The sequence below is a fragment of the Phenylobacterium sp. genome, assembly GCF_031984885.1.
GTDB lineage: Bacteria > Pseudomonadota > Alphaproteobacteria > Caulobacterales > Caulobacteraceae > Phenylobacterium.
The window spans coordinates 189,656-209,527 of record NZ_DAMABV010000006.1 but is presented as its reverse complement, the minus strand read 5'-3'; the positions used below and the strand labels follow the sequence as shown (position 1 = coordinate 209,527).

Sequence of the window (19,872 nt, the reverse complement as noted above, 5' to 3'; positions counted from 1 at the left end):
AACATGCAAAAAGTCGTAGCGGCGCGTTCATTTCCGTCCCGGTCTTATGCCACTATCGCGTCGGGCGGAAGAGCGTGAACGGCTTCGCCCCAAAGGAATACGCATGTGGGAGGAACCTGTGCGATGACTGATCAAGCCGCTGCGCCGACGAAATCCAAGGGGAAGAAGAAGGCCAAGGCGGCTGACAAGGCGTCGGCCAAGCCCAAGCCCGAGGCCAGGCAGGAAGCCGCCGCGCCCGGGCAGGATGCGAAGGCCCCCGAGCCGCAGGCCGCCCCCAACCTCGCTCGCCCGGGCCTCGACCTCCTGAGCGCCGACCAGCGCGAGATGGTCGAGAAGCTCTCGGCCAACCTCGCCCGCGCCGCCCTCACCGCCCAGGGCGCAATCGCCGAGGCGGCGCTGCGTCAGGCCGAACGCCCGGCCGGCCTGCAGCCCGATCCCTTCCATGTGGCCCCCGCCCTGACCGACGTCATGGGCCGCCTCGTGGCGCAACCCGACCGCCTGGTCCGCGCCCAGGCCGACCTGTTCCAGCGCTATCTCGAGCTCTGGCAGTCGGCCGCGCGCCGCGCCGGCGGCGAAAGCGTCGAGCCGGTCGTGAAGCCCGAGAAGGGCGACAAGCGCTTCAACGATCCCGACTGGATCGAGAACCCCGTCTTCGACGTCATCAAGCAATCGTACCTGCTGACCTCCAACTGGCTGAACGGGCTGGTCTCCGAGGTCGAGGGCGCCGATCCGATGACCAAGCGCCGCGTCGAGTTCTTCATGAAGATGCTCACCGACGCCTTCTCGCCCTCGAACTTCCTGGCCTCGAACCCCGCCGCCCTGCGCGAGGCGATGGCCAGCCGCGGCGAGTCGCTGGTCAAGGGCATGGAGAACTTCGCCGTCGACCTGACCCGCGGCGGCGGCCAACTGGCGATCAGCCAGACCGACTACGAGATGTTCAAGATCGGCGAGAACGTCGCCACCGCGCCGGGCAAGGTCGTCTTCCAGAACCCGATCCTGCAGCTCCTGCAGTTCAACCCGACGACCGAGCAGGTGCACGAGATCCCGCTGCTGATCTTCCCGCCCTGGATCAACAAGTTCTACATCCTCGACCTGCGGCCCGAGAACTCGATGATCCGCTGGCTCACCGACCAGGGCTTCACCGTCTTCGTGGCCTCCTGGGTCAATCCGGACCCGGCCCTCGCCGGCAAGACCTTCGAAGACTACATGCACGAGGGCATCTATGCGGCGACCGACGCGGCGATGACCCAGGCCGGCGTCGATCGCGTCAACACCGTCGGCTACTGCATCGGCGGCACCCTGCTCTCCTCGTCCATGGCGCACATGGCCGCCAAGAACGACCAGCGCATCTCCTCGGCGACCTTCTTCGCGGCCCAGCAGGACTTCGCCGAAGCCGGCGACCTGCTGCTGTTCACCAACGAGGACTGGCTGGGCGACCTGGAAAAGCAGATGGACGCCGCCGGCGGGGTGCTCTCGGGCCAGGCCATGGCCGAGACCTTCAACTCGCTGCGCGCCAACGACCTGATCTGGTCGTTCTTCGTGAACAACTACCTGATGGGCAAGGAGCCCAAGCCCTTCGACCTGCTGTTCTGGAACTCCGACCAGACCCGCATGCCCAAGGCGCTGCACCTGTTCTATCTGCGCAAGTTCTACGGCGAGAACGCCCTCGCCAAGGGCGAGCTGGTGCTCGACAACGTCAAGCTCGACCTGAAGAACGTGAAGACCCCGGTCTATGTGCAGTCCTCCAAGGAGGATCACATCGCCCCGGCCCGCTCGGTCTATCGCGGCGCGCGGCTGTTCGGCGGCCCGGTCACCTTCACCCTGGCCGGATCTGGCCACATCGCCGGGGTGATCAACGCCCCGGTCGCGAACAAGTACCAGCACTGGACCAACAGCGACCTGCCCGAGTCCGTCGAGCAATGGATGGCCGGGGCTGCCGAGACGCCCGGCTCCTGGTGGCCGCATTGGGCGGAGTGGCTGCGGGCCAAGTCCGGCGGCCTGGTTCCCGCGCGCGATCCGGCCAAGGGCAAGCTCGCCCCTATCGAGGACGCGCCGGGTTCCTATGTGAAGGTCAAGTCGTAGGCGACTGAGCGTTCGGGGGCGAGATGATCAAGGCGGTCGTGCTGGGGCTGGCGGCGTTGCTGGCCCTATGGATCGGCGCGGGCTTCGCGCTCGTCGCCCTTTCCGGACCCTTCGAGCCGAGCGGCCGCCTCGTCGACATCGGCGGCCGCAAGCTGCGGCTGGTCTGCGTCGGCCCCAAGACCGACCAGCCGGTGATCTGGATGGAGGCCGGCGCCTGGGGCCTGGCGGCCGACTTCGCCGCCATCCAGCAGCGTCTGGCGGCCAAGGGCCTTCGGTCCTGCGCCTATGACCGGGCCGGCATGGGCTTCTCCGATCCGGGCCCCAAACCCCGCGACAGCGCCGCCATCGTCGCCGACCTCGCCAGGCTGATCGCGGCCTCGGGCGAAACCGGCCCCTTCGTGTTCATGGCCCATTCGATGGCCGGCCAGCACATCCGCCTCTATGCGGGCCGCCATCCCGACCAGGTGGCCGGGCTCGTCCTGCTCGAGGCCACCACGCCGGAGATGGCCGAAAATCCCCAGGCGCAGCGCTTCCTGAGCGGCGTCCAGGCCGTGGGCCGCGTCAGCGCGCTCGCCGGCAGTCTCGGTCTCTCGAAGATCGCCTACTACATGGGCGACCGCATCGGCCTGCCGCCGCAGGGCAAGGCCGAGAAACGCCACGCCTTCGTCTCCGGCCGCCACGCCCGCACCGCCGCCGACGAGGTGATGGTCTGGCCGCAGGGGGCGGTGCAGGCCGCCGCCGTTCCCCTCGATCCGGACTGGCCGGTGGCGGTGATCACGGCCGGTAATGCAGAGCTGATGGCCGGCTGGAACACGGCCCGCCGCGCGCCCGAGCGCAACTCCCGCGCCGGCTACTACGAGAACGAGCCCGCCGCCCAGCACGCCACCCTGCTCGGCCTCACCCATTCGGACGCCGTGCTGCGCGGCGTCGACCACGTGCTGGCCGCGATCGAGCGATCGGCAGGTTCCGGGAAGATCGCGCCGCAAACATGACGATAGGCCCGCCAACGGGACGGTTGCTGCAATCCCTCCCTGCCGCTCACGCCCTGGCGGGTACGAACCTCAAGGCGTCGCCGTTGTTGCAGTAGCGCAGGCCGGTCGGACGCGGGCCGTCCGGGAACACGTGGCCCTGGTGTCCCAGGCAGCGGGCGCAATGATATTCCGTCCGCGGCACGCCGATCGCGAAGTCGGTCTTCTTGCCGAGCGCGCCCTTGATCGCGGTGTAGAAGCTCGGCCACCCCGTCCCGCTCTCGAACTTCCAGTTCCGAGATGAACAGCGGCAGGGCGCAACCGGCGCAGACATAGGTCCCCTTCCGCTTTTCCTTGTTGAGGGGGCTGGTCCCGGCCATCTCGGTCGCCTCCTTGCGAAGGACGTTGTAGGTCGGCGTGTCCAGGCGCCTGCGCCAGTCGGCGTCGGTAAGCTTGCGCCAGGGCGAGGCGGCATAGGGGTCCGTGGCGGCGCCGGCGAGCGCCGGAACGCAGGCCAGGGCTGAGCCCATCAGAAAGGCGCGGCGGTCGATCTTGCTCATGCAGAGGAATACGACGCCCGCCGCGAGTCGGATGCAAGCTCAGGGCCCGGCCCAGGCGTAACGCGCATCCGGTTCCTTTTCGCGATTTCCCTGACCGTCGGTCAGCTCGACCAGAACCCAACCACGATCCTCGTAGAATTTCCGCGCCCTGGCGTTCTTCTGGAACGTCCAGAGCTCGCGCGCGGACCCGTCCTCCAGGGCCTTGGCCAGGAGGACCGGACCGATCCCACGCCCCTGATGGCCCGGCAGCACATAGAGATGCTCCAGCCAGCCCGGATGGAAGGCGACATAGGCCACGGGCTGGCCGTCAACCTCCGCAATCCAGGTCTCGTTCTCGGGTATCAGAACAGTCCCGAAGAACTGAACCGCGCCGGTGACATCCGGATCGGCGGGCAGGAACGGCAGGGACGCCAGATTGGCCTCCCTCTGGATCATCGCACAGGTCTCGGCATCGGCGACTGCGGCCCTGCGCAGGTTCACAGCCCTTCGCCTTCCGGCAGGCCGAGCATGATGTTGAGGTTCTGGACCGCCGCGCCCGAGGCGCCCTTGCCCAGGTTGTCGAGCACCGCGATCAGGCGCGCCTGCCCGCGGCCCTCGGCCCCGAACACGAACAGCTTCATGCGGTTGGTGCCGTTCAGCGCCTCGGGGTCCAGCGCCGCGACATAGGCGGCGGCCCCGGCCCGCGCGGCCTGGAGTTCGGCGCACTCGGCTTCCGACGCCACCTCCACGAAGGCCTCGCCCTCGTAGGCGCCGGCCAGGCTCTCGCGCAGGTCCTTCAGGCTGGGCGCCTTGGGCATCATGTTCAGGTGCAGCGGGATCTCCACCAGCATGCCCTGGGCGTAGCGGCCGACCGCCGGCGAGAACAACGGCGTGTTGGCCAGGCCGGTATAGGCGACCATCTCGGGCAGGTGCTTGTGGCTCAGCGTCAGGCCATAGCCGCGATAGGCGTCGCGCGTGCCGGCCGGCGGCGCCTGCTGCTCGAACTCCTCGATCAGGCTGCGCCCGCCGCCCGAATAGCCCGAAACCCCGTGCACGCTGACCGGCCAGTCCGTCGGCGCCAGGCCGTCGCGCACCAGCGGCGCCATCAGGGCGATGAAGCCCGTCGACCAGCAGCCTGGATTGGTCACCCGCTTCGAAGCCCGGATCGCGTCGCGGTGGCCGGGCTTCCATTCCGGAAAGCCGAACACCCAGTCGGGCGACACCCGATGCGCCGTCGACGGATCGACGATCTTGACCGCCGGGTTGGTGATCATCGCCACCGCTTCCCTGGCCCCCTCGTCGGGCAGGCAGAGGATGGCGACGTCGACCCCGTTCAGCAGCTCCGCCCGGGCGGCCGGATCCTTGCGCTTGGCCGGGTCGATCGACACGACTTCCAGGTCGCGGCGCTCGGCCAGCCGCTGCCGGATCTGCAGGCCGGTGGTGCCGGCTTCGCCATCGATGAAGACTGTGTGGGCCATGGTCGGAAATCCAGAACGGGTGGATCAAACAGCAGAAAGGGCGCCTCGGTTTCCCGAAGCGCCCTTCCCAAACGCGATTGCTCGCGCAGCTCTTAGCGCTTCGAGAACTGGAAGCTGCGGCGGGCCTTGGCCTTGCCGTACTTCTTACGCTCGACGACGCGGCTGTCGCGGGTCAGGAAGCCGTGCGGCTTCAGGACCGGACGCAGGGCCGGTTCGTAGTAGGTCAGGGCCTTGGACAGGCCGTGGCGGATGGCGCCGGCCTGGCCCGACAGGCCAGAGCCTTCGACCGAAACGATGACGTCGAACTGGCCGACGCGATCGGTGACCTGGAACGGCTGGGCGATCATCATGCGCAGCACCGGGCGAGCGAAATACACTTCCTGGTCGCGGCCGTTGATCGTGATCGTGCCCTTGCCGGGCTTGATCCAGACCTTGGCGATGGCGTTCTTGCGCTTGCCGGTGGCGTAGGCGCGGCCTTGAGCGTCGATCTTCGGCTCGGCCGGCGCGGCTTGCGGGTTGGACGAGAGGCCTTGCAGGGCCTCGAAACCTTGGGTCTCGGACATCTGTCTTACAGGCTCCGCACGTTCTTGGCGTTCAGCGAAGCGAACGCGATGGTCTCGGGGTTCTGCGCTTCGTGCGGATGCTCGCCGGTGTTGTAGATGCGCAGGTGCGTCATCTGCTTGCGGGCCAGCGGGCTTTCCTTGGGCAGCATGCGCTCGACGGCCTTTTCCAGGATGCGCTCAGGATACTTGCCGCCGAGGATCTTGTCCGCGGTGCGTTCCTTGATGCCGCCCGGATAACCGGTGTGCCAGTAGTAGGTCTTGTCCTGCAGCTTCTTGCCGGTGAACTTCACCTTGTCGGCGTTGACCACGACGACATAGTCGCCGCAATCGACGTGCGGGGTGTAGTCCGGGCGGTGCTTGCCGCGAAGACGCATGGCGATGAACGAAGCGAGACGGCCGACGACGGCGTTCTCTGCATCGATCACGATCCACTTCTTCTCGACGTCGGCGGGCTTCAGCGAAGCCGTCGTCTTCATCATGGGAACGGGTCCGTTAGGTTGGCGGGACGAGAAAGGTCCCGGCGAGGGCGCGGCTAGTACGGGGTTACCGCGCCCCTGTCAACACTGTTTGCGCGCGACAAGCCGCAAATCGTTACCGGATAAGGCTTTCCCGGCTTAGGTATTATAATACCGTCGGATTTCGCGGTCCAGCTTCTATGGTCGCCTCTCGTCCCGAGGCCTAGCTGGAAACCCCTTCATGTTCGCGTCCCGCCGTCAGTTCCTCCAGACCGCAGCCGCCTCAGCCGCCTTCGCCGGCCTGGCGCGCTACGCCAACGCCCAGATCACCGCCGATGCGGAGGGCTATTCCAATCCCGGCTACGCCAGCGAAGTCGCCGGCTACGGCCCGCTGCGCCGCGACCCGGCCGAGATTTTCGACCTGCCCGAGGGCTTCTCCTACAAGGTGATCTCGCGCGCCGGGGACAGGATGGACGACGGCCTGGTGGCCGCGGGCAAGATGGACGGCATGGGCTGCTTCCCGGCCGGCCGCAACCGGGTGGCCCTGGTCCGCAACCACGAGATCAGCCCCCCGCCCCGCGATCTGAAGATCACCGCCTTCGGCGAGGACCGCGGCCTGGCGTCGAAGGTGGCGGCCGCCAGCCTCTATGACACCGACATCGACGGCCTGCCGCTGGGCGGCGGCACGAGCACCCTGATCTACGACCTCAAGTCGCGCGAGCTGAAGGCCCAGCACCTGAGCCTGGCCGGCTCGGCGGTGAACTGCGCCGGCGGCGTCACCCCTTGGGGCTCCTGGCTCACCTGCGAGGAGACGGTGGTGAAGGCCGGCCAGGGCGTGAAGAAGGATCACGGCTGGGTGTTCGAGGTCCCCTCGGCCCTGCGCGGCCTGGCCGAGCCGGTCGCGATCACCGGCATGGGCCGCTTCAAGCACGAGGCCTGCGCCATCGACCCGCGCACCGGCGTCGTCTACCTGACCGAGGACGAGGTGGACGGCAAAGGCCTGTTCTACCGCTACCTGCCGAACGACCGCCGCAAGCTCCACGCCGGCGGCAAGCTCCAGGCCCTGGCCGTCGTCGGCGAGGGCGACCCGCGAAACTGGGACGCGGTCTCCTGGAAACAGGGCGACTGGCGCAACGTCCGCTGGATCGACCTGGACGGCGTGGACAATCCCGACACCGACCTGCGCCAACGCGGCAATGCCGCCGGGGCCTCCTGGTTCGCGCGCGGCGAAGGCGTCTTCTTCGGCCAGGGCGAGCTCTATTTCACCTGCATCAGCGGCGGCCCGAAGTTCCACGGCCAGGTCATGCGCTACGTGCCGAGCGCCCATGAGGGCCAGGCCGGCGAAGCCGACGCCCCAGGACGCCTGCAGCTCTTCGTCGAGCCCTCGGACATCCGGACGATGGAAATGGCCGACAATCTGGCCATCGCGCCGTGGGGCCATATCGTGACCTGCGAGGACAAGATCGGCGGCAGCAACTATCTGCGGGCCATCACGCCGCAAGGCCAGATCTACACGCTCGGCCGCAACGCCCAGACCCTGCCGGGCGCCAAGGTCCGGGGCACGTCGGAACTGGCCGGCGCCTGCTTCTCGCCCGACGGCTCGACCCTGTTCGTCAACATCTACACGCCCGGCTGCACGCTCGCGATCACCGGGCCGTGGAAGGCGTTCAGGGCCTAGGGACGACGCACCCGCCAGGCGAAGGCCACCGCCAGCGACAGCACCAGGGCGGCGGTCACCTGGTGGGCCATGCCGAGCCAGACCGGGACCGCGGCCACCAGGGTGACGATCCCCAGCAGCGCCTGCAGGACGATCGCGCCGCCGGTGGCCAGGGCCAGGGTCTTGGCCTCGGCCGGCAAGTAGCGCGAGCGGGTCGCCACCCAGGCCATGGCCAGGCCGACGAGCGTCAGCAGATAGGCGACGATCCGGTGGTTGAACTGCACCGCCGCCTGGCTGTGGGCCAGCGTCGCCCATAGCCCCTCGCCTGCATATTCCTTGGGGAACAGGGCCCCGTTCATCAACGGCCAGTCGTTGTAGACCAAGCCGGCGTCGTTGCCGGCCACCAGCGCGCCCAGCAGGATCTGGAAGAAGATCAGGCCGATCAGCAACCAGGCGCCCTTGGTCCAGGGGCTAGGCACCGTCTGCCGAGGCGCGCCGGACCAGGCGTCGAGCGCCGTCCAGACCAGCGCGCCGAGCAGCGCGAAGGCCAGGCCCAAGTGGATGGCCAGGCGCTCGGGCGCGACCGAGACGCGGTCGACCAGGCCGCTGGCGACCATCCACCAGCCGACGGCCCCCTGCAGGCCGCCCAGCACGAACAGCCCGGCGCAGCGGATGACCAGGCGCCTGGGCAGTTCGCGGCGGATCAGGAAATAGGCGAACGGCAGGGCGAACGCGGCGCCCACCAGCCTGCCCAGCAGGCGATGGCTCCACTCCCACCAGTAAATGGCCTTGAAGGCCTCCAGGCTCATGCCCTGGTTCACCTGCTGGTACTGCGGGATCTCCTTGTACCGCGCGAACTCCTGGGCCCAGTCCTCAGCCGACATCGGCGGCAGGGCGCCGGTGACGGGCTTCCACTCGGTGATCGAAAGGCCGGAATCCGTCAGGCGGGTCGCCCCGCCGACGACCACCATCGCCAGCACCAGGGCGGCCACGATGAACAGCCAAACCGCGACCGGGCGCGACCGGTCTGAACGAAGAAACGAGGTCATGACTTAAGGTGCAGGCTCTTCAGGGCGTTCTTACGGCGATCCGCTATCGGAGATCGCGCCTAAGGTCCATGCTCGGGGGGCGGAACCACGGAAGCTTGACCGCATTTGGTGAGTGGAACTCAACCGGAGGGTCAAACTATGCAGGGCGTGGGTATCATCGGGTGGATCGTCATCGGCATCGCCGCAGGCTTCGTCGCCGAGAAGGTGATGAAACGTGATCACGGGTTGCTGACCAACCTGCTTGTCGGGGTGGTCGGGGCGTTGCTCGGCGGCTGGATCGCCGGGCTTGTCGGCTTCAGCTTCGGAGGTTGGATCGGCAGCTTCATCGTCGCCACCCTCGGCGCGATCGTGCTTCTGTTTCTCCTGGGCCTCATCAAAAGGCGCTAGGACGTGACGGCGCGCGCGCTGGCGCCTATAGGCAGGGGCATGAGCGCGCGCGTCCGGAAATTCATTGGCGGCATCGGCATCGTCGTCTTCCTGGGCTTCTATGCCTGGCTGCTGACGATGATCGGGGAGCGCCTGCCTGACCATTGGGCGGCCAAGCTGGCGTTCTACGGCATCGGGGGGCTCGCCTGGGGCGTGCCGATCCTGCCGCTGATCTCCTGGATGAACCGCGGCCGTTGAGGCCGCCCGTCGCCGGGCGGCCTTTCGCCGGCGACTAGAAGCCGAAGCGGGCGCCGAGCGTCACCACGTGAGCCCCGGTTTCGGCGCTCACCTTGGTCCCGGCATCGGACAATTCGTATTCCGGCGCGCGCAGGTAGCGGTAGCCGACGTCCAGGCTGACCTTGTCGTTGATCGGATAGGCGCCGCCGACCAGCACCTGCCACATCACGCCGTCGCCCTTGTCGCTTTCGCCCAGCAGTTCGTATTCCGACTGCCCGTAGCCGACGCCCGCGCCGATCCGCGCGTTGATCGGGCCCAGGCCCCCGACATTGTAGTAGACGTTGGCCATCACGGCGGTGGTCTTCACCGAGGCGTCCAGATTGAAGCCGAGAACCCGGTCGATATCGGCCGTGTCGATGTCGTTCTTGCCGTAGAGCAGCTCGGCTTCCACCGCGACATTGTTGTCGAAGTTGCGCCCGACCGCGACGCTGCCGAAGAAGCCGGCGTCGACGTCCGCGTCCTGCGAGCCGGAGCCGGTCGGCGACGAGACGCTGACCTCGGTCTGGCCGGCGACGCCGGCGCCCAGGTTGACCTGCACGTACGAGCCCACCGGCACGGACGACTGCGCCATGGCGCTCGAGGCGGCCAGGACGACGGTTCCGGCGACGCCGGCGCAAAGCTTAAGGTTCATGTGTTCCCTCCCAATCAATGGCGCGCAAGATCGGGGCGGATGGTTAATTGAATCTCAATGCCAGGTGGTAGCTCACCGATTTCTACAATTTTTACGCGCACGAGGTCTCGCCCGCGCGGGGCGGACTTAGCGGCATGGAATTTTTCAGGAGGAACGGCTGCGAAAGGCCGTATCGCCGATGGTCGGAGCGACAGGATTCGAACCTGCGACCCCTTGACCCCCAGTCAAGTGCGCTACCAGGCTGCGCCACGCTCCGACATCGGCGAGCGGCCCTTCTAACCACTTGCGCACGGCGGGCAAGCTGTATTTCGAGGTCGAGGGACGATCACGTCCCTTAGGCTGGCCTCAGCCCTTGTCCAGCAAGGCGTCCAGGCGACGCTTGGCGCTCTGAAGATCGTCCAGGGCGAAGAGCAGCCGCTCGCGGCCTTCCTCGGTCAGGTCGCTGTTGGCGAGGTCCAGGGCCAGCCCTTCCGGGCGCGGGCCGATGTCGCCGTCGGCCGCGGCCAGCAGGCGCTTCAGCCCCTGTTCCTTGTGCAGCTTCTGCACGCCCTTGATGGTGTAGCCTGCGTCATGCAGCAGCGCGCGCACGCCGCGCAGCACCGCGATGTCCTGCGGGCGGTAGAAACGCCGCCCGCCCGCTCGCTTCATCGGCCTGATGAAGGAGAACTTGGTCTCCCAGAACCGCAGCACATGCTGCGGCACGTTCAGCTCGTCGGCTGCTTCTGAGATCGTCCGAAAGGCGTCCGGACCTTTGGCCACTTGGCCGCCTTCCTCACTTCGCCAGGGCGCGGTCCACCCGCGCCTTCATGACCTGGGAGGCTCGGAAGCCGATCACCCGGCGCGGCTCGATCGCAGCGGGCTCCCCGGTCTTGGGATTGCGGCCCATGCGGGCGCGCTTTTCACGCACCTGAAAGACCCCGAATCCCGAAAGTTTCACCTGCTCGCCCTTTTCGAGAGCCTGGGCCATGAGTTCCAGCGTCCGCTCAACCAGCTCGGAACAATCCTGCCGGGTCAGCCCCACTTCCTCATGAACCGCCTCGCACAGGTCGGCCCGCGTCACAGTAGCGCCTTTCATGAACGCCCCTACCCCGAAAAAACACCGTTACTCTATTAGTCGTTCTGCCGTCACTACCCGATTGTCACGTCAGGTCAAAGACTTCAGCGGATTGATCGTCCGCACTCGCACCCTCGCGCCTACGCGCTGAAGACGCAAGTGCTTCGCAACAGGCGCTATAGCCGGACGACGCAGGCGCCCCAGGTCAGCCCGCCGCCCATCGCCTCGAGCAGCAGCATCTGACCAGGTTTGATGCGCCCATCCTGGACGCCCTTCCACCAGGCCAGCGGAATCGATGCGGCCGAGGTGTTCGCATGCTCGGCGACCGTCGAAATGACCTTTGATTCGTGGATGCCCACCCGCCTGGCGACCCCTTCGAGGATGCGCTGGTTGGCCTGATGGGGAATGAACCAATCGACCTCTGCGATCTCGACTCCGGCGTCGGCGGCGGCGGCGAAGATCGCCTCGGAAATGTTCACGACCGCGTGGCGGAAGACCTGGTTGCCCTGCATCCGCAGGTGACCGACCTGGCCGTTGGTCGAAACCCCGCCGTCCACGAACAGCAGATCCTGCTTGGCGCCGTCGGCCCGCAGCGCGAACCCCAGGAGGCCGCGATCCGCCGTGGTCCCCTCGCCTTCCTGCGGCTCCAGAACGACCGCCCCGGCGCCGTCGCCGAACAGCACGCAGGTGCCGCGGTCGGTCCAGTCCATCAGGCGGGTCATGGTCTCCGCGCCGATGACCAGCGCGCACTTCGAACGCCCGCGCCCGACGAAGCCGTCGGCGGTGGAGAGCGCATAGACGAAGCCCGAGCAGACCGCCTGGACGTCGAACGCGATCCCGACCGGACACCCCAGCTTGCGCTGTACGATCGTCGCCGTCGCCGGGAAGGTCAGGTCGGGGGTCGTGGTCGCGACGATGATGAGGTCCACGTCCGCCGGCGTCTTGCCCGCCGCTTCCAGCGCCCGCCTTGCCGCCTCGACGGCAAGGTCCGAAACCGGCTGGTCCTTGGCGGCGCGGTGGCGCTGGCGGATGCCCGTGCGCTCGACGATCCACTCATCGGAGGTGTCGACGAACTTGGCCAGGTCGTTGTTGGTGACGATCTCGTCGGGCAGATAGCCTCCGACTCCGGTCACGACGCTACGCAGAACTTTGGTCACTCAGGCGGCTCCATCCACGGCCGGCGGCTGTTGTTCGGCCACCGCGGCGGTGAGCCGCGTCATATTCCGTTCGATCTCCGCTGCGAAGTCGCTTTGAGCGAGTTTCGAGGCCATGCGGATCGCGGCGGCGATATCCCGGTCGGAGGCGCCGCCATGACTCTTCACCACCACGCCATTGAGGCCAAGCAGAGGCGCCGCAGCGTCGGGACTTAGCTTCTCACGGAATTTCAGCAGGCCGGAGCGCGCCATCAGCGCTCCCAGCTTGGAGGTCAGGGTGCCGGTCAGCGCCGCCCGCAGTTCGCCGCCCAGGTACTTCGCCGTGCCCTCGGCGGTCTTCAAGGCGATATTGCCGGTGAAGCCATCGGTGACGACGACGTCGACCTTGTTCTGCGAGAGCTCGTCCCCTTCGACGAAGCCGCGATAGTCCAGGTCAAACTTGCCCGAGCGCAGGATGGCGTGCGCCTGACGCACCTCCTCATGGCCCTTCATGTCTTCGGAGCCGACGTTGAGCAGGCCGACCGTCGGCCGCGCCACGCCGTGCGCGGCGCGGTGAAACGCCTCGCCCAGGATCGCGAACTCCACCAGGCGTTCGGCGTCGCAATCCACATTGGCGCCGACGTCCAGGACCGTGGTGATTCCCCTCACCCCCGGCCACCCGACCACCAGGCAGGGCCGCTCGACGTCCACGCTCATGCGCAGCAGCAGCAGCGAAATCGCCATCAGGGCGCCGGTGTTGCCCGCGGACACCGCGCCCTGCGCCTCGCCGGCCTTCACCGACTCGATCGCCGACCACATGGAGGTGCCCTTGCCGCGGCGCAGGGCCTGGGCGGGCTTTTCGTCCATCGCCACCACGCGCTCGGCATGGCGGATTTCGACTCGGTCCTTGAGGGCGGCGTGCTTGGCGAGTTCCGAGGAGATGGCCTCCTGGTCGCCATGCAGCAGGAAGCGCAAGGTCGGCGCCTCGGCCGCCGCACGGGCGACGCCGGGAACCACGACCGAGGGGCCGTGGTCGCCCCCCATTGCATCAATCGAAATGGCTAGGGATCTCGTCACGGCGCTGCTTAACTCCTCACAGCGTCGCGCCGCAAGCCAGGTCAGGATATGACCCGAGGCGCCCCGATGCAAACAATGAGCCGATCACGCACCATCGTCCTTCAGGCGCTTGAGAACGGCGAAAGGAGATTCCTCGGGAGCATCCGGAGTGTAGTCGAACTCTGCTCCCGGCTTGCGGGGAAAGGGATCGATCTCCAGGGCCAGGTGCTCGACCAGATAGCCGGCGAGATCGAGTTCGTCTGTGGCCAGGACGTCGGGCGGATCGGGCGCATCCAGGTCCATTTCAACCTCGCCCCCCGCCGATTCGGCCGGCGCATTGGGGCTGCCGGTCGGGACGGCCCGCACCGCGACGTCGCCGTCCAGTTCCGACTCGAAGGGGTCGAGGGTCACGCCGCAGATCTGCTCGACCCGCGCCTTGAAGCGCCCGTTGATCTCGGCGCCGTCCAGCCACGGGCGAACCGTCAGCCGTGCGGTGAGCGCAGGCAGGCTCTCCAGGCCAAGCTCCTTGGCGAGCACGGCTCGCGTCTCGGCGTCCGGCTCGAGCGTGACGCTCACCGGGCCGCGCGCGAGGTCCGCGAGCCGGACCGTATGTTTCCAGGCGCTCATGCCGCGCTCCAGGCCGCTTGCCCCTCGAGCAGGCCCTCAAGCTTCTGCTGGGCCAGTTCGGCGCGTTGCCGCAAGACGTATTCGCCGAGCTTGGCCACGTTCTCCGCGCCCCCCTGCGCATAGACGGTGCGGCCGAGCAGGGCGTGCAGGTGGTCGGTCTGCGGCAGGGCCGCGAAGGCCGACTCATAGGACTTCACCCGGCCGTAGAAGGCTTCGCCGAGCTTGCGCATCTTCTTGCCGACCGAGAGGTCGCCGACGCCCATCTCGCGCAGGGCGTCGTCCAGCGCGCCGAGATAGGTGTCGAAGAGCGCCTGCGAAGTCTCGGCGGCCCGGCTCCCCTGCCCCCGCAACCGGTCGAGCAGGAGGAAGACATGAACGGTGTAGAGCTCGAATCGGCCCTCGACCGTATCGGGGACCCCGTAGGCCTCGTAGAGCGCGGGCGTGCGCGCCTGCGCCACGACCCCGGCGTACAGTTTCTGGCCCATGGCCAGGGTCGTGCGAGGGCGGAAGAAGCGGTCCAGAAACATGTCGGCCTCGATTTCGCCGTCAGGCGTAGATACAGGCGGCATTGAACTAAGGGGCGGCGAGCGATAGGTCAAAGCCTCGAAGAATTGAACAGGTCCGGTCCGCACATGTTTCGCCGCGTCGCCTATGTCGCACTTGCCGCTGGTCTGCTGACCTCGGCCACCGCCTGTGCGCCTATTACGACCTACTCCGGCTTCCAGGCCATCGAGGCCAACCCGAGGGATGTGAAGGTCGGAACCGATACGAAATCGACCGTCCGCGCCAATCTCGGATCGCCGTCGGCGACCTCGACCTTCGATCCGAACGTCTGGTTCTACATCGACCAGGTGAAGGAGCGTGTGGCGTTCCGCCGCCCCATCGTCACCTCGCGCAACGTGGTCGCGGTGACCTTCGACAAGGACAGCGAGGTGGTGAAAACCGTCGACACCATGACGCTGAAGGACGGCAAGGTCATCGCCTTCAACGGCCGCGAGACCCCGACTCGGGGCCGCGAGCTGACGATTCTCGAGCAGTTGCTGGGCAACGTCGGCCGCGGCGGCATGCTGCCCAACTCCGACGACGAAGGCATTCCCGGGTCGCGCCCGGGCGACCGTCGCTAGGACGACGTCGAAGCGCCGAACAAAAAAGCCCCGGAGAGTCTCCGGGGCTTTCTCGTTTTTGCGATGCCGCGGGGTCTAGCCGACCACGCCCTGCGCCAGGACCGCCAACAGCAGCAGAGCCACGATGTTGGTGATCTTGATCATCGGGTTCACGGCGGGACCCGCCGTGTCCTTGTAGGGGTCGCCGACGGTGTCGCCGGTGACCGCGGCCTTGTGGGCCTCGGAGCCCTTCCCGCCGTAGTGACCTTCCTCGATCAGCTTCTTGGCGTTGTCCCAGGCGCCGCCGCCCGAGGTCATCGAGATGGCGACGAACAGGCCGGTGACGATCACCCCCATCAGCATGGCGCCCAGGCTGGCGAAGGCGTTCACCTTGCCGGCGATCAGGTTGATGATGATGAACAGCACGATCGGCGAGAACACCGGCAGCAGCGACGGAACGATCATCTCCTTGATCGCCGCCTTGGTCAGGATGTCCACCGCGCGGCCGTACTCCGGCTTGACTTCGCCGGTCATGATGCCGGGGTTCTCCCTGAACTGCCGCCGCACCTCGGCGACGACCGACTCGGCGGCCCGGCCCACGGCGGTCATCGACATCCCGCCGAACAGGAAGGGCAACAGCCCCCCAATCAGCAGGCCGACGACCACGTAGGGGTTGGAGAGGTCGAAGGCGACCGCGCCCAGTCCGTCGAAGAACGAGCCCGGCGCCGCGTTGGCCGCGAAGTACTTCAGATCCTCGGTATAGGCCGCGAACAGCACCAGGGCGCCGAGGCCGGCCGAACCGATGGCGTAGCCCTTGGTCACCGCCTTGGTGGTGTTGCCGACCGCGTCGAGGGCATCGGTGGTGACGCGGACTTCCGGCGGCAGGCCGGCCATTTCCGCGATGCCGCCGGCGTTGTCGGTGACCGGGCCGAAGGCGTCCAGGGCGACGATGAAGCCCGCCAGGGACAGCATGGCCGTCGTGGCGATGGCGATGCCGAACAGGCCGGCCAGGCCATGGGCCACGATGATCCCGACCACGATGACCAGGGCCGGCGCGGCGGTGGATTCCAGCGACATGGCCAGGCCCTGGATCACGTTGGTGCCGTGACCGGAGACCGAAGCCTTGGCGACCGACTTCACCGGCCGGAAGCCGGTGCCGGTGTAGTACTCGGTGATCACCACGATCAGCGCCGTGACCACCAGGCCGGTGATGCCGCACCAGAACAGGCTCGTGGCGTCGAAGGTCTTGTCGCCGACGGTGACCGGGCCGGTGACCAGCGTGGTCACCACCCAGTAGATCGCCGCCACCGACAGCACGCCGGTCAGGATCAGGCCCTGGTAGAGCGCGCCCATGATGTTGTTGGACTTGCCCAGCCGCACGCCGAAGGTGCCGATGATCGAGGTGACGATGCAGACACCGCAGATGGCCAGCGGCAGCAGCATCATGCTGCTCACCACGTCCGTGCCGCGGAAGAAGATCGCCGCCAGCACCATGGTCGCCACGGTGGTGACCGCATAGGTCTCGAACAGGTCGGCGGCCATGCCGGCGCAGTCGCCGACATTGTCGCCCACGTTGTCGGCGATGGTCGCGGCGTTGCGGGGGTCGTCTTCCGGAATGCCGGCCTCGACCTTGCCGACCATGTCGCCGCCGACGTCGGCGCCCTTGGTGAAGATCCCGCCGCCGAGACGGGCGAAGATCGAGATCAGCGAGGCGCCGAAGCCCAGGGCGACCAGCGAGTCGACCACTTCGCGGCTGGTGTTCTCATGCCCGAGCGGCCCGATCAGGATCGCGTAGTAGCCGGCGACGCCGATCAGGGCGAAGCCCGCCACCAGCATGCCGGTGATGGCCCCCGACTGGAACGCCAGCGAAAGCCCCTTGGCCAGGCCTTCGGACGCGGCCTGGGCCGTGCGCACGTTCGCACGGACGGAGATCAGCATGCCGATGAAACCCGCCGCGCCCGACAGGACCGCGCCGATCGCGAACCCGACCGCGGCCAGCGGCCCGATCAGAATGGCCGCGGCGACCAGGACCACGATCCCGACGATGCCGATGGCGGTGTACTGACGCCGCAGATAGGCCTGCGCGCCTTCCTGGATCGCCGCGGCGATCTCCTGCATGCGTGGACTACCGGGTGAAGCCCGCAACAACTGTGCGGTTCGCACGATGCCGTAGAGCACCGCCAGCAGGCCGGCGGTGATCACCAGCGTAAGCGTAAGACTCATGTTCTAAGCGCCCCTATCGATTGCGCGAAGACGCCGGTCGCCGCCCACGATTGGGCGGTGCTCGACGCTCCAGGCCCCTGTCGTTTTCCCTCAAGCAGAGCGTCGTTGATCCGCCGCTCCTTATTGATGGTCGAGACGTTGCCAGTTGTAACGCATGCGTGCAACGCCCCCTTGACCATGGTGACGCGGCGACAGGCGGCTTGTGCGCCGCTTTTCTAGGGCTGGATCTCGGGCCTGGGGGTCCTGGGCCCCGGTCTGGGCAGTCCGCGCTGCTGCTTGGCGGTCTGGGCGGTGATCACCACGCCCTTCACGTCCTTGCCAGCGATCGCCACCGCTTCACGCTGAAAGGCCGCGATCAGGCGGGGCGCATCGATCGAGGCGTAGTCCCCGGGCTTGGCGAACGAGGTCCGGTGTCCCAGACGGGCCAGGGCGTCGCGGAAATAGGGCTCCTTGCTCCGCCACTTCGACGCGTTGGCGCCGGAGGTCAGGTTCACCCTGATGGTCACGAAGACGTAGTTGACCAGATATCCCTCGGCCAGGATCGGGATCGCGACCGGCGAGACGTCGACATACTGGCCGATGTCCTTCTGCGCGTCCTCGGGCGGCGCGGCCGCCCGGGCCGGCGCGGCGGCCAGGGCGAGAAGACTGGCGATGACGGCGCGGCGGATCATGGCGACCAGCCTTACAGCAGGCGGGTTTCCGGAAGCTTGAGCGTCAGAGATGCCGCCAGCCGCCCGCGCCGACATCGACGAGCGCGCCAGCCGCCCGGACCTCGACCCCCTCGCCGGCCACGACGTCGCCGATCACGGTCAGCCCGGGGATCGGCGACGGGCCGGTGCACACGATCTCGTAGTCATCGCCCCCGCTGGCCAGCGCCGCCAGCCCCGCGGCGCCGTTCGACCAGGCTCTCGCGGCGTCGGACAGCGGCAGGCGCTCGAGTTCCAGGCGCAGCCGAACGCCGCTGGCCCTGGCGATGTGGCGCGCATCGGCGACCAGGCCGTCGGAAACATCGGCCGCCGCGCTGGCCTGGGCCGCCAGCACCTCGCGCAGATCCAGGCGCGGGCTGGGGAGCCGATAGCGCCCGGCCAGATACCCGTCCGGGTCCGGGAGCTCGCCGCGCGCCGCCGCCAGGCCCAGCCAGCCGTCGCCGATGGTCCCCGACACCATGACCAGGTCGCCGGGCCTGGCGCCGGCCCGGCGGATCATCCGCCCGGCCGGAACCCAGCCCAGCATGGTCAGGGACAGCGTCAGGGGCCCCGGCGTCGAGACCGTATCGCCGCCGAGCAGCGCCAGGCCAAACGCCTCGCCATCCGCCGCCAGGCCGGCCGCAAAGGCCTGCCGCGCTGGCCAGTCGAAGTCCCTGGGCCAGGCGACAGCCAGGAAATAGCCGTAGGGCTCGGCCCCCTTGGCGGCCAGGTCCGACAGGTTCACCCGCAGCAGCTTGCGCGCGATCAGGTCTGGGGCCTCGCCAGCCAGGAAGTGCACGCCCTCGACCATCGCGTCCTTGGTGATGACGAGATCGAAGCCCGGCCGCGACGGGATCGCCGCCGCATCGTCCAGCAGGTCGAACGCCTCGGGCGCGCCGCGGGTCAGAGGGCGATAGAGGCGAGCGATCTGCCCGAACTCGTCGGGCAGATCGTCAGGGGCGTCGTCAGCCCCGGACATCGCGGGCCACCGCGTCCAGCGCCCCGTTCACGAAGCCGGCCTCGGGGCCCTCGAAGAAGGACTTGGTCAGCTCGACATACTCGTCGATCGCCACCTCGGTAGGGACGTCGGGACGGTGCGAGAGCTCGAACACGCCAGAGCGCAGGATGGCGCGCACCGTGGCGTCCAGCCGCTCCAGCCGCCAGTTGGCGGCCAGGCGCTTGACGACGGCGGCGTCGATCTCGCGCTGATGCTCGACGACGCCGCGCACCAGGTCGGCGAAGAAGGCCTCGTCGGCGGCGGCCAGGGTCGCGCCCTCGCCCTCGATGTCGCCTTCCAGCGTGCGGTCGAAACGATGGTCCGAAAACTCGCGGATCACCGCTTCCACGCCGACCCCGGAAACCTCCATCTGATAGAGGGCCTGGATCGCCGCCAGACGGGCGACGGAACGTTGGCTGCGGCTCATCGGCCTTGTCCGAGCAGTTGGCGCTTCAGGGCGATCATCTCGAGCGCGGCGCGGGCCGCGCCGCCGCCCTTGTCACCTTCGCTGGCCCTGGCGCGCGCCCAGGCCTGGTCCTCGTCCTCGACGGTCAGGATGCCGTTGCCGATCGCCAGCCGCTTGCCGACCGTCAGGTCCATGATGCCGCGCGCCGACTCGTTCGAGACGATCTCGAAATGATAGGTCTCGCCGCGGATCACCGTGCCCAGCGCGACATAGCCGTCGTAGCGCTTGCCGGCGGGACGGTGACCGCCCTCCTCCGCCACCGCGATCGCGCCCGGAATCTCCAGCGCGCCGGGCACGCTGATCACGTCGTATTCCGCGTCGTGCGCGGTGATCACGTCGGCCGCGGCCTTCAGCATCTCGTCGGCCAGATCGTCGTAGAAGCGGGCCTCGACGATCAGGATGCGAATTTTGTCTTCGAGCATGGGGCTCCAGTCTCTGTTTG

At 67.9% G+C, this 19,872-nt stretch carries 24 protein-coding genes and 1 tRNA gene; 6 read left to right on the top strand and 19 right to left on the bottom strand.

Annotated elements, in window-relative coordinates; all coding sequences use genetic code 11:
* Positions 1–123: 123 nt before the first annotated feature.
* Both phaC and RTL41_RS11365 read left to right on the top strand, forming a co-directional pair.
* On the top strand, positions 124–2,082 hold the full coding sequence (phaC, locus tag RTL41_RS11370; protein WP_409418326.1) for a class I poly(R)-hydroxyalkanoic acid synthase: 1,959 nt from the start codon (positions 124–126) through the stop codon (positions 2,080–2,082).
* 23 nt (positions 2,083–2,105) lie between these two features.
* Positions 2,106–3,074, top strand: coding sequence for an alpha/beta hydrolase (locus RTL41_RS11365; protein WP_312164426.1), 969 nt, complete (start codon positions 2,106–2,108; stop codon positions 3,072–3,074).
* 46 nt (positions 3,075–3,120) lie between these two features.
* On the opposite strand, the gene RTL41_RS20880 is transcribed toward RTL41_RS11365, so the two are convergent.
* The 5 genes from RTL41_RS20880 to rplM all read right to left on the bottom strand — a co-directional run bounded on the left by RTL41_RS20880 (position 3,121) and on the right by rplM (position 6,109).
* Positions 3,121–3,384, bottom strand: a complete 264-nt coding sequence (locus RTL41_RS20880) for a peptide-methionine (R)-S-oxide reductase (protein WP_409418325.1) — start codon at positions 3,382–3,384, stop codon at positions 3,121–3,123.
* A gap of 265 nt (positions 3,385–3,649) precedes the next feature.
* Positions 3,650–4,090, bottom strand: a complete 441-nt coding sequence (locus tag RTL41_RS11355) for a GNAT family N-acetyltransferase (protein ID WP_312164423.1) — start codon at positions 4,088–4,090, stop codon at positions 3,650–3,652.
* Positions 4,087–5,067, bottom strand: a complete 981-nt coding sequence (gene argC / locus RTL41_RS11350; protein ID WP_312164421.1) for an N-acetyl-gamma-glutamyl-phosphate reductase — start codon at positions 5,065–5,067, stop codon at positions 4,087–4,089. Before argC ends, RTL41_RS11355 begins: the two co-directional genes overlap by 4 nt.
* Before the next feature lie 92 nt (positions 5,068–5,159).
* Positions 5,160–5,630: a 30S ribosomal protein S9 gene (gene rpsI / locus RTL41_RS11345; protein ID WP_056019023.1), complete on the bottom strand. Its 471-nt coding sequence runs from the start codon at positions 5,628–5,630 to the stop codon at positions 5,160–5,162.
* Between the two features lie 5 nt (positions 5,631–5,635).
* The gene (rplM, locus tag RTL41_RS11340) at positions 5,636–6,109 is read right to left on the bottom strand and encodes a 50S ribosomal protein L13 (protein WP_312164418.1); all 474 of its coding nucleotides are present in this window, start codon (positions 6,107–6,109) and stop codon (positions 5,636–5,638) included.
* A gap of 217 nt (positions 6,110–6,326) precedes the next feature.
* Between rplM and RTL41_RS11335 the strand changes: the two genes are divergently transcribed.
* The gene (locus RTL41_RS11335; RefSeq protein ID WP_312164415.1) at positions 6,327–7,763 is read left to right on the top strand and encodes an alkaline phosphatase PhoX; all 1,437 of its coding nucleotides are present in this window, start codon (positions 6,327–6,329) and stop codon (positions 7,761–7,763) included.
* Here RTL41_RS11335 and RTL41_RS11330 read toward each other — a convergent pair.
* A complete protein-coding gene (locus RTL41_RS11330) occupies positions 7,760–8,791 on the bottom strand; it encodes a COX15/CtaA family protein (RefSeq protein ID WP_312164412.1) in 1,032 nt (343 codons plus the stop codon). The two genes, RTL41_RS11335 and RTL41_RS11330, sit on opposite strands and share 4 nt — an antisense overlap.
* A gap of 138 nt (positions 8,792–8,929) precedes the next feature.
* Between RTL41_RS11330 and RTL41_RS11325 the strand changes: the two genes are divergently transcribed.
* Both RTL41_RS11325 and RTL41_RS11320 read left to right on the top strand, forming a co-directional pair.
* Complete coding sequence (locus RTL41_RS11325) at positions 8,930–9,178, top strand: GlsB/YeaQ/YmgE family stress response membrane protein (protein ID WP_312164409.1); 249 nt, start codon at positions 8,930–8,932, stop codon at positions 9,176–9,178.
* 39 nt (positions 9,179–9,217) lie between these two features.
* Positions 9,218–9,415, top strand: a complete 198-nt coding sequence (locus RTL41_RS11320) for a DUF2842 domain-containing protein (protein ID WP_312164407.1) — start codon at positions 9,218–9,220, stop codon at positions 9,413–9,415.
* A 34-nt stretch (positions 9,416–9,449) separates the two neighbouring features.
* On the opposite strand, the gene RTL41_RS11315 is transcribed toward RTL41_RS11320, so the two are convergent.
* The 8 genes from RTL41_RS11315 to RTL41_RS11280 all read right to left on the bottom strand — a co-directional run bounded on the left by RTL41_RS11315 (position 9,450) and on the right by RTL41_RS11280 (position 14,482).
* Positions 9,450–10,085 (bottom strand): outer membrane beta-barrel protein, encoded by a 636-nt coding sequence (locus tag RTL41_RS11315; RefSeq protein WP_312164405.1) that lies wholly within the window; start codon positions 10,083–10,085, stop codon positions 9,450–9,452.
* 179 nt (positions 10,086–10,264) lie between these two features.
* Positions 10,265–10,341 (bottom strand) — tRNA-Pro (locus RTL41_RS11310).
* An 89-nt stretch (positions 10,342–10,430) separates the two neighbouring features.
* On the bottom strand, positions 10,431–10,844 hold the full coding sequence (locus RTL41_RS11305) for a MerR family transcriptional regulator (protein ID WP_312164403.1): 414 nt from the start codon (positions 10,842–10,844) through the stop codon (positions 10,431–10,433).
* 13 nt (positions 10,845–10,857) lie between these two features.
* Entirely contained in the window at positions 10,858–11,160 is a 303-nt protein-coding gene (locus tag RTL41_RS11300; RefSeq protein ID WP_056019003.1) for an integration host factor subunit alpha, read from the bottom strand.
* 155 nt (positions 11,161–11,315) lie between these two features.
* Positions 11,316–12,296: a beta-ketoacyl-ACP synthase III gene (locus tag RTL41_RS11295; RefSeq protein WP_312164399.1), complete on the bottom strand. Its 981-nt coding sequence runs from the start codon at positions 12,294–12,296 to the stop codon at positions 11,316–11,318.
* Positions 12,297–13,349, bottom strand: coding sequence for a phosphate acyltransferase PlsX (plsX, locus tag RTL41_RS11290; RefSeq protein ID WP_312164396.1), 1,053 nt, complete (start codon positions 13,347–13,349; stop codon positions 12,297–12,299).
* 84 nt (positions 13,350–13,433) lie between these two features.
* On the bottom strand, positions 13,434–13,955 hold the full coding sequence (locus RTL41_RS11285) for a YceD family protein (RefSeq protein ID WP_312164394.1): 522 nt from the start codon (positions 13,953–13,955) through the stop codon (positions 13,434–13,436).
* Positions 13,952–14,482 carry a ubiquinol-cytochrome C chaperone family protein gene (locus tag RTL41_RS11280; RefSeq protein ID WP_312164392.1) on the bottom strand — a complete coding sequence of 177 codons (531 nt, stop codon included), beginning with the start codon at positions 14,480–14,482 and terminating at the stop codon, positions 13,952–13,954. The genes RTL41_RS11285 and RTL41_RS11280 overlap by 4 nt, the downstream gene beginning before the upstream one ends.
* Positions 14,483–14,587: 105 nt before the next feature.
* Here RTL41_RS11280 and RTL41_RS11275 point away from each other — a divergent pair, with 105 nt between their 5' ends.
* Positions 14,588–15,079 (top strand): outer membrane protein assembly factor BamE, encoded by a 492-nt coding sequence (locus RTL41_RS11275; RefSeq protein WP_312164389.1) that lies wholly within the window; start codon positions 14,588–14,590, stop codon positions 15,077–15,079.
* A 75-nt stretch (positions 15,080–15,154) separates the two neighbouring features.
* Here RTL41_RS11275 and RTL41_RS11270 read toward each other — a convergent pair whose 3' ends face one another.
* From RTL41_RS11270 to ribH, 5 genes are all read right to left on the bottom strand, one after another.
* Positions 15,155–17,281, bottom strand: a complete 2,127-nt coding sequence (locus RTL41_RS11270; protein WP_312164386.1) for a sodium-translocating pyrophosphatase — start codon at positions 17,279–17,281, stop codon at positions 15,155–15,157.
* Positions 17,282–17,496: 215 nt separating this feature from the next.
* The gene (locus tag RTL41_RS11265) at positions 17,497–17,952 is read right to left on the bottom strand and encodes a hypothetical protein (protein ID WP_312164383.1); all 456 of its coding nucleotides are present in this window, start codon (positions 17,950–17,952) and stop codon (positions 17,497–17,499) included.
* 43 nt (positions 17,953–17,995) lie between these two features.
* Complete coding sequence (gene thiL, locus RTL41_RS11260) at positions 17,996–18,946, bottom strand: thiamine-phosphate kinase (RefSeq protein ID WP_312164381.1); 951 nt, start codon at positions 18,944–18,946, stop codon at positions 17,996–17,998.
* On the bottom strand, positions 18,933–19,391 hold the full coding sequence (gene nusB, locus RTL41_RS11255) for a transcription antitermination factor NusB (RefSeq protein ID WP_312164379.1): 459 nt from the start codon (positions 19,389–19,391) through the stop codon (positions 18,933–18,935). Before nusB ends, thiL begins: the two co-directional genes overlap by 14 nt.
* Positions 19,388–19,852, bottom strand: a complete 465-nt coding sequence (gene ribH, locus RTL41_RS11250; RefSeq protein ID WP_312164377.1) for a 6,7-dimethyl-8-ribityllumazine synthase — start codon at positions 19,850–19,852, stop codon at positions 19,388–19,390. The genes nusB and ribH overlap by 4 nt, the downstream gene beginning before the upstream one ends.
* Positions 19,853–19,872 lie beyond the last annotated feature (20 nt).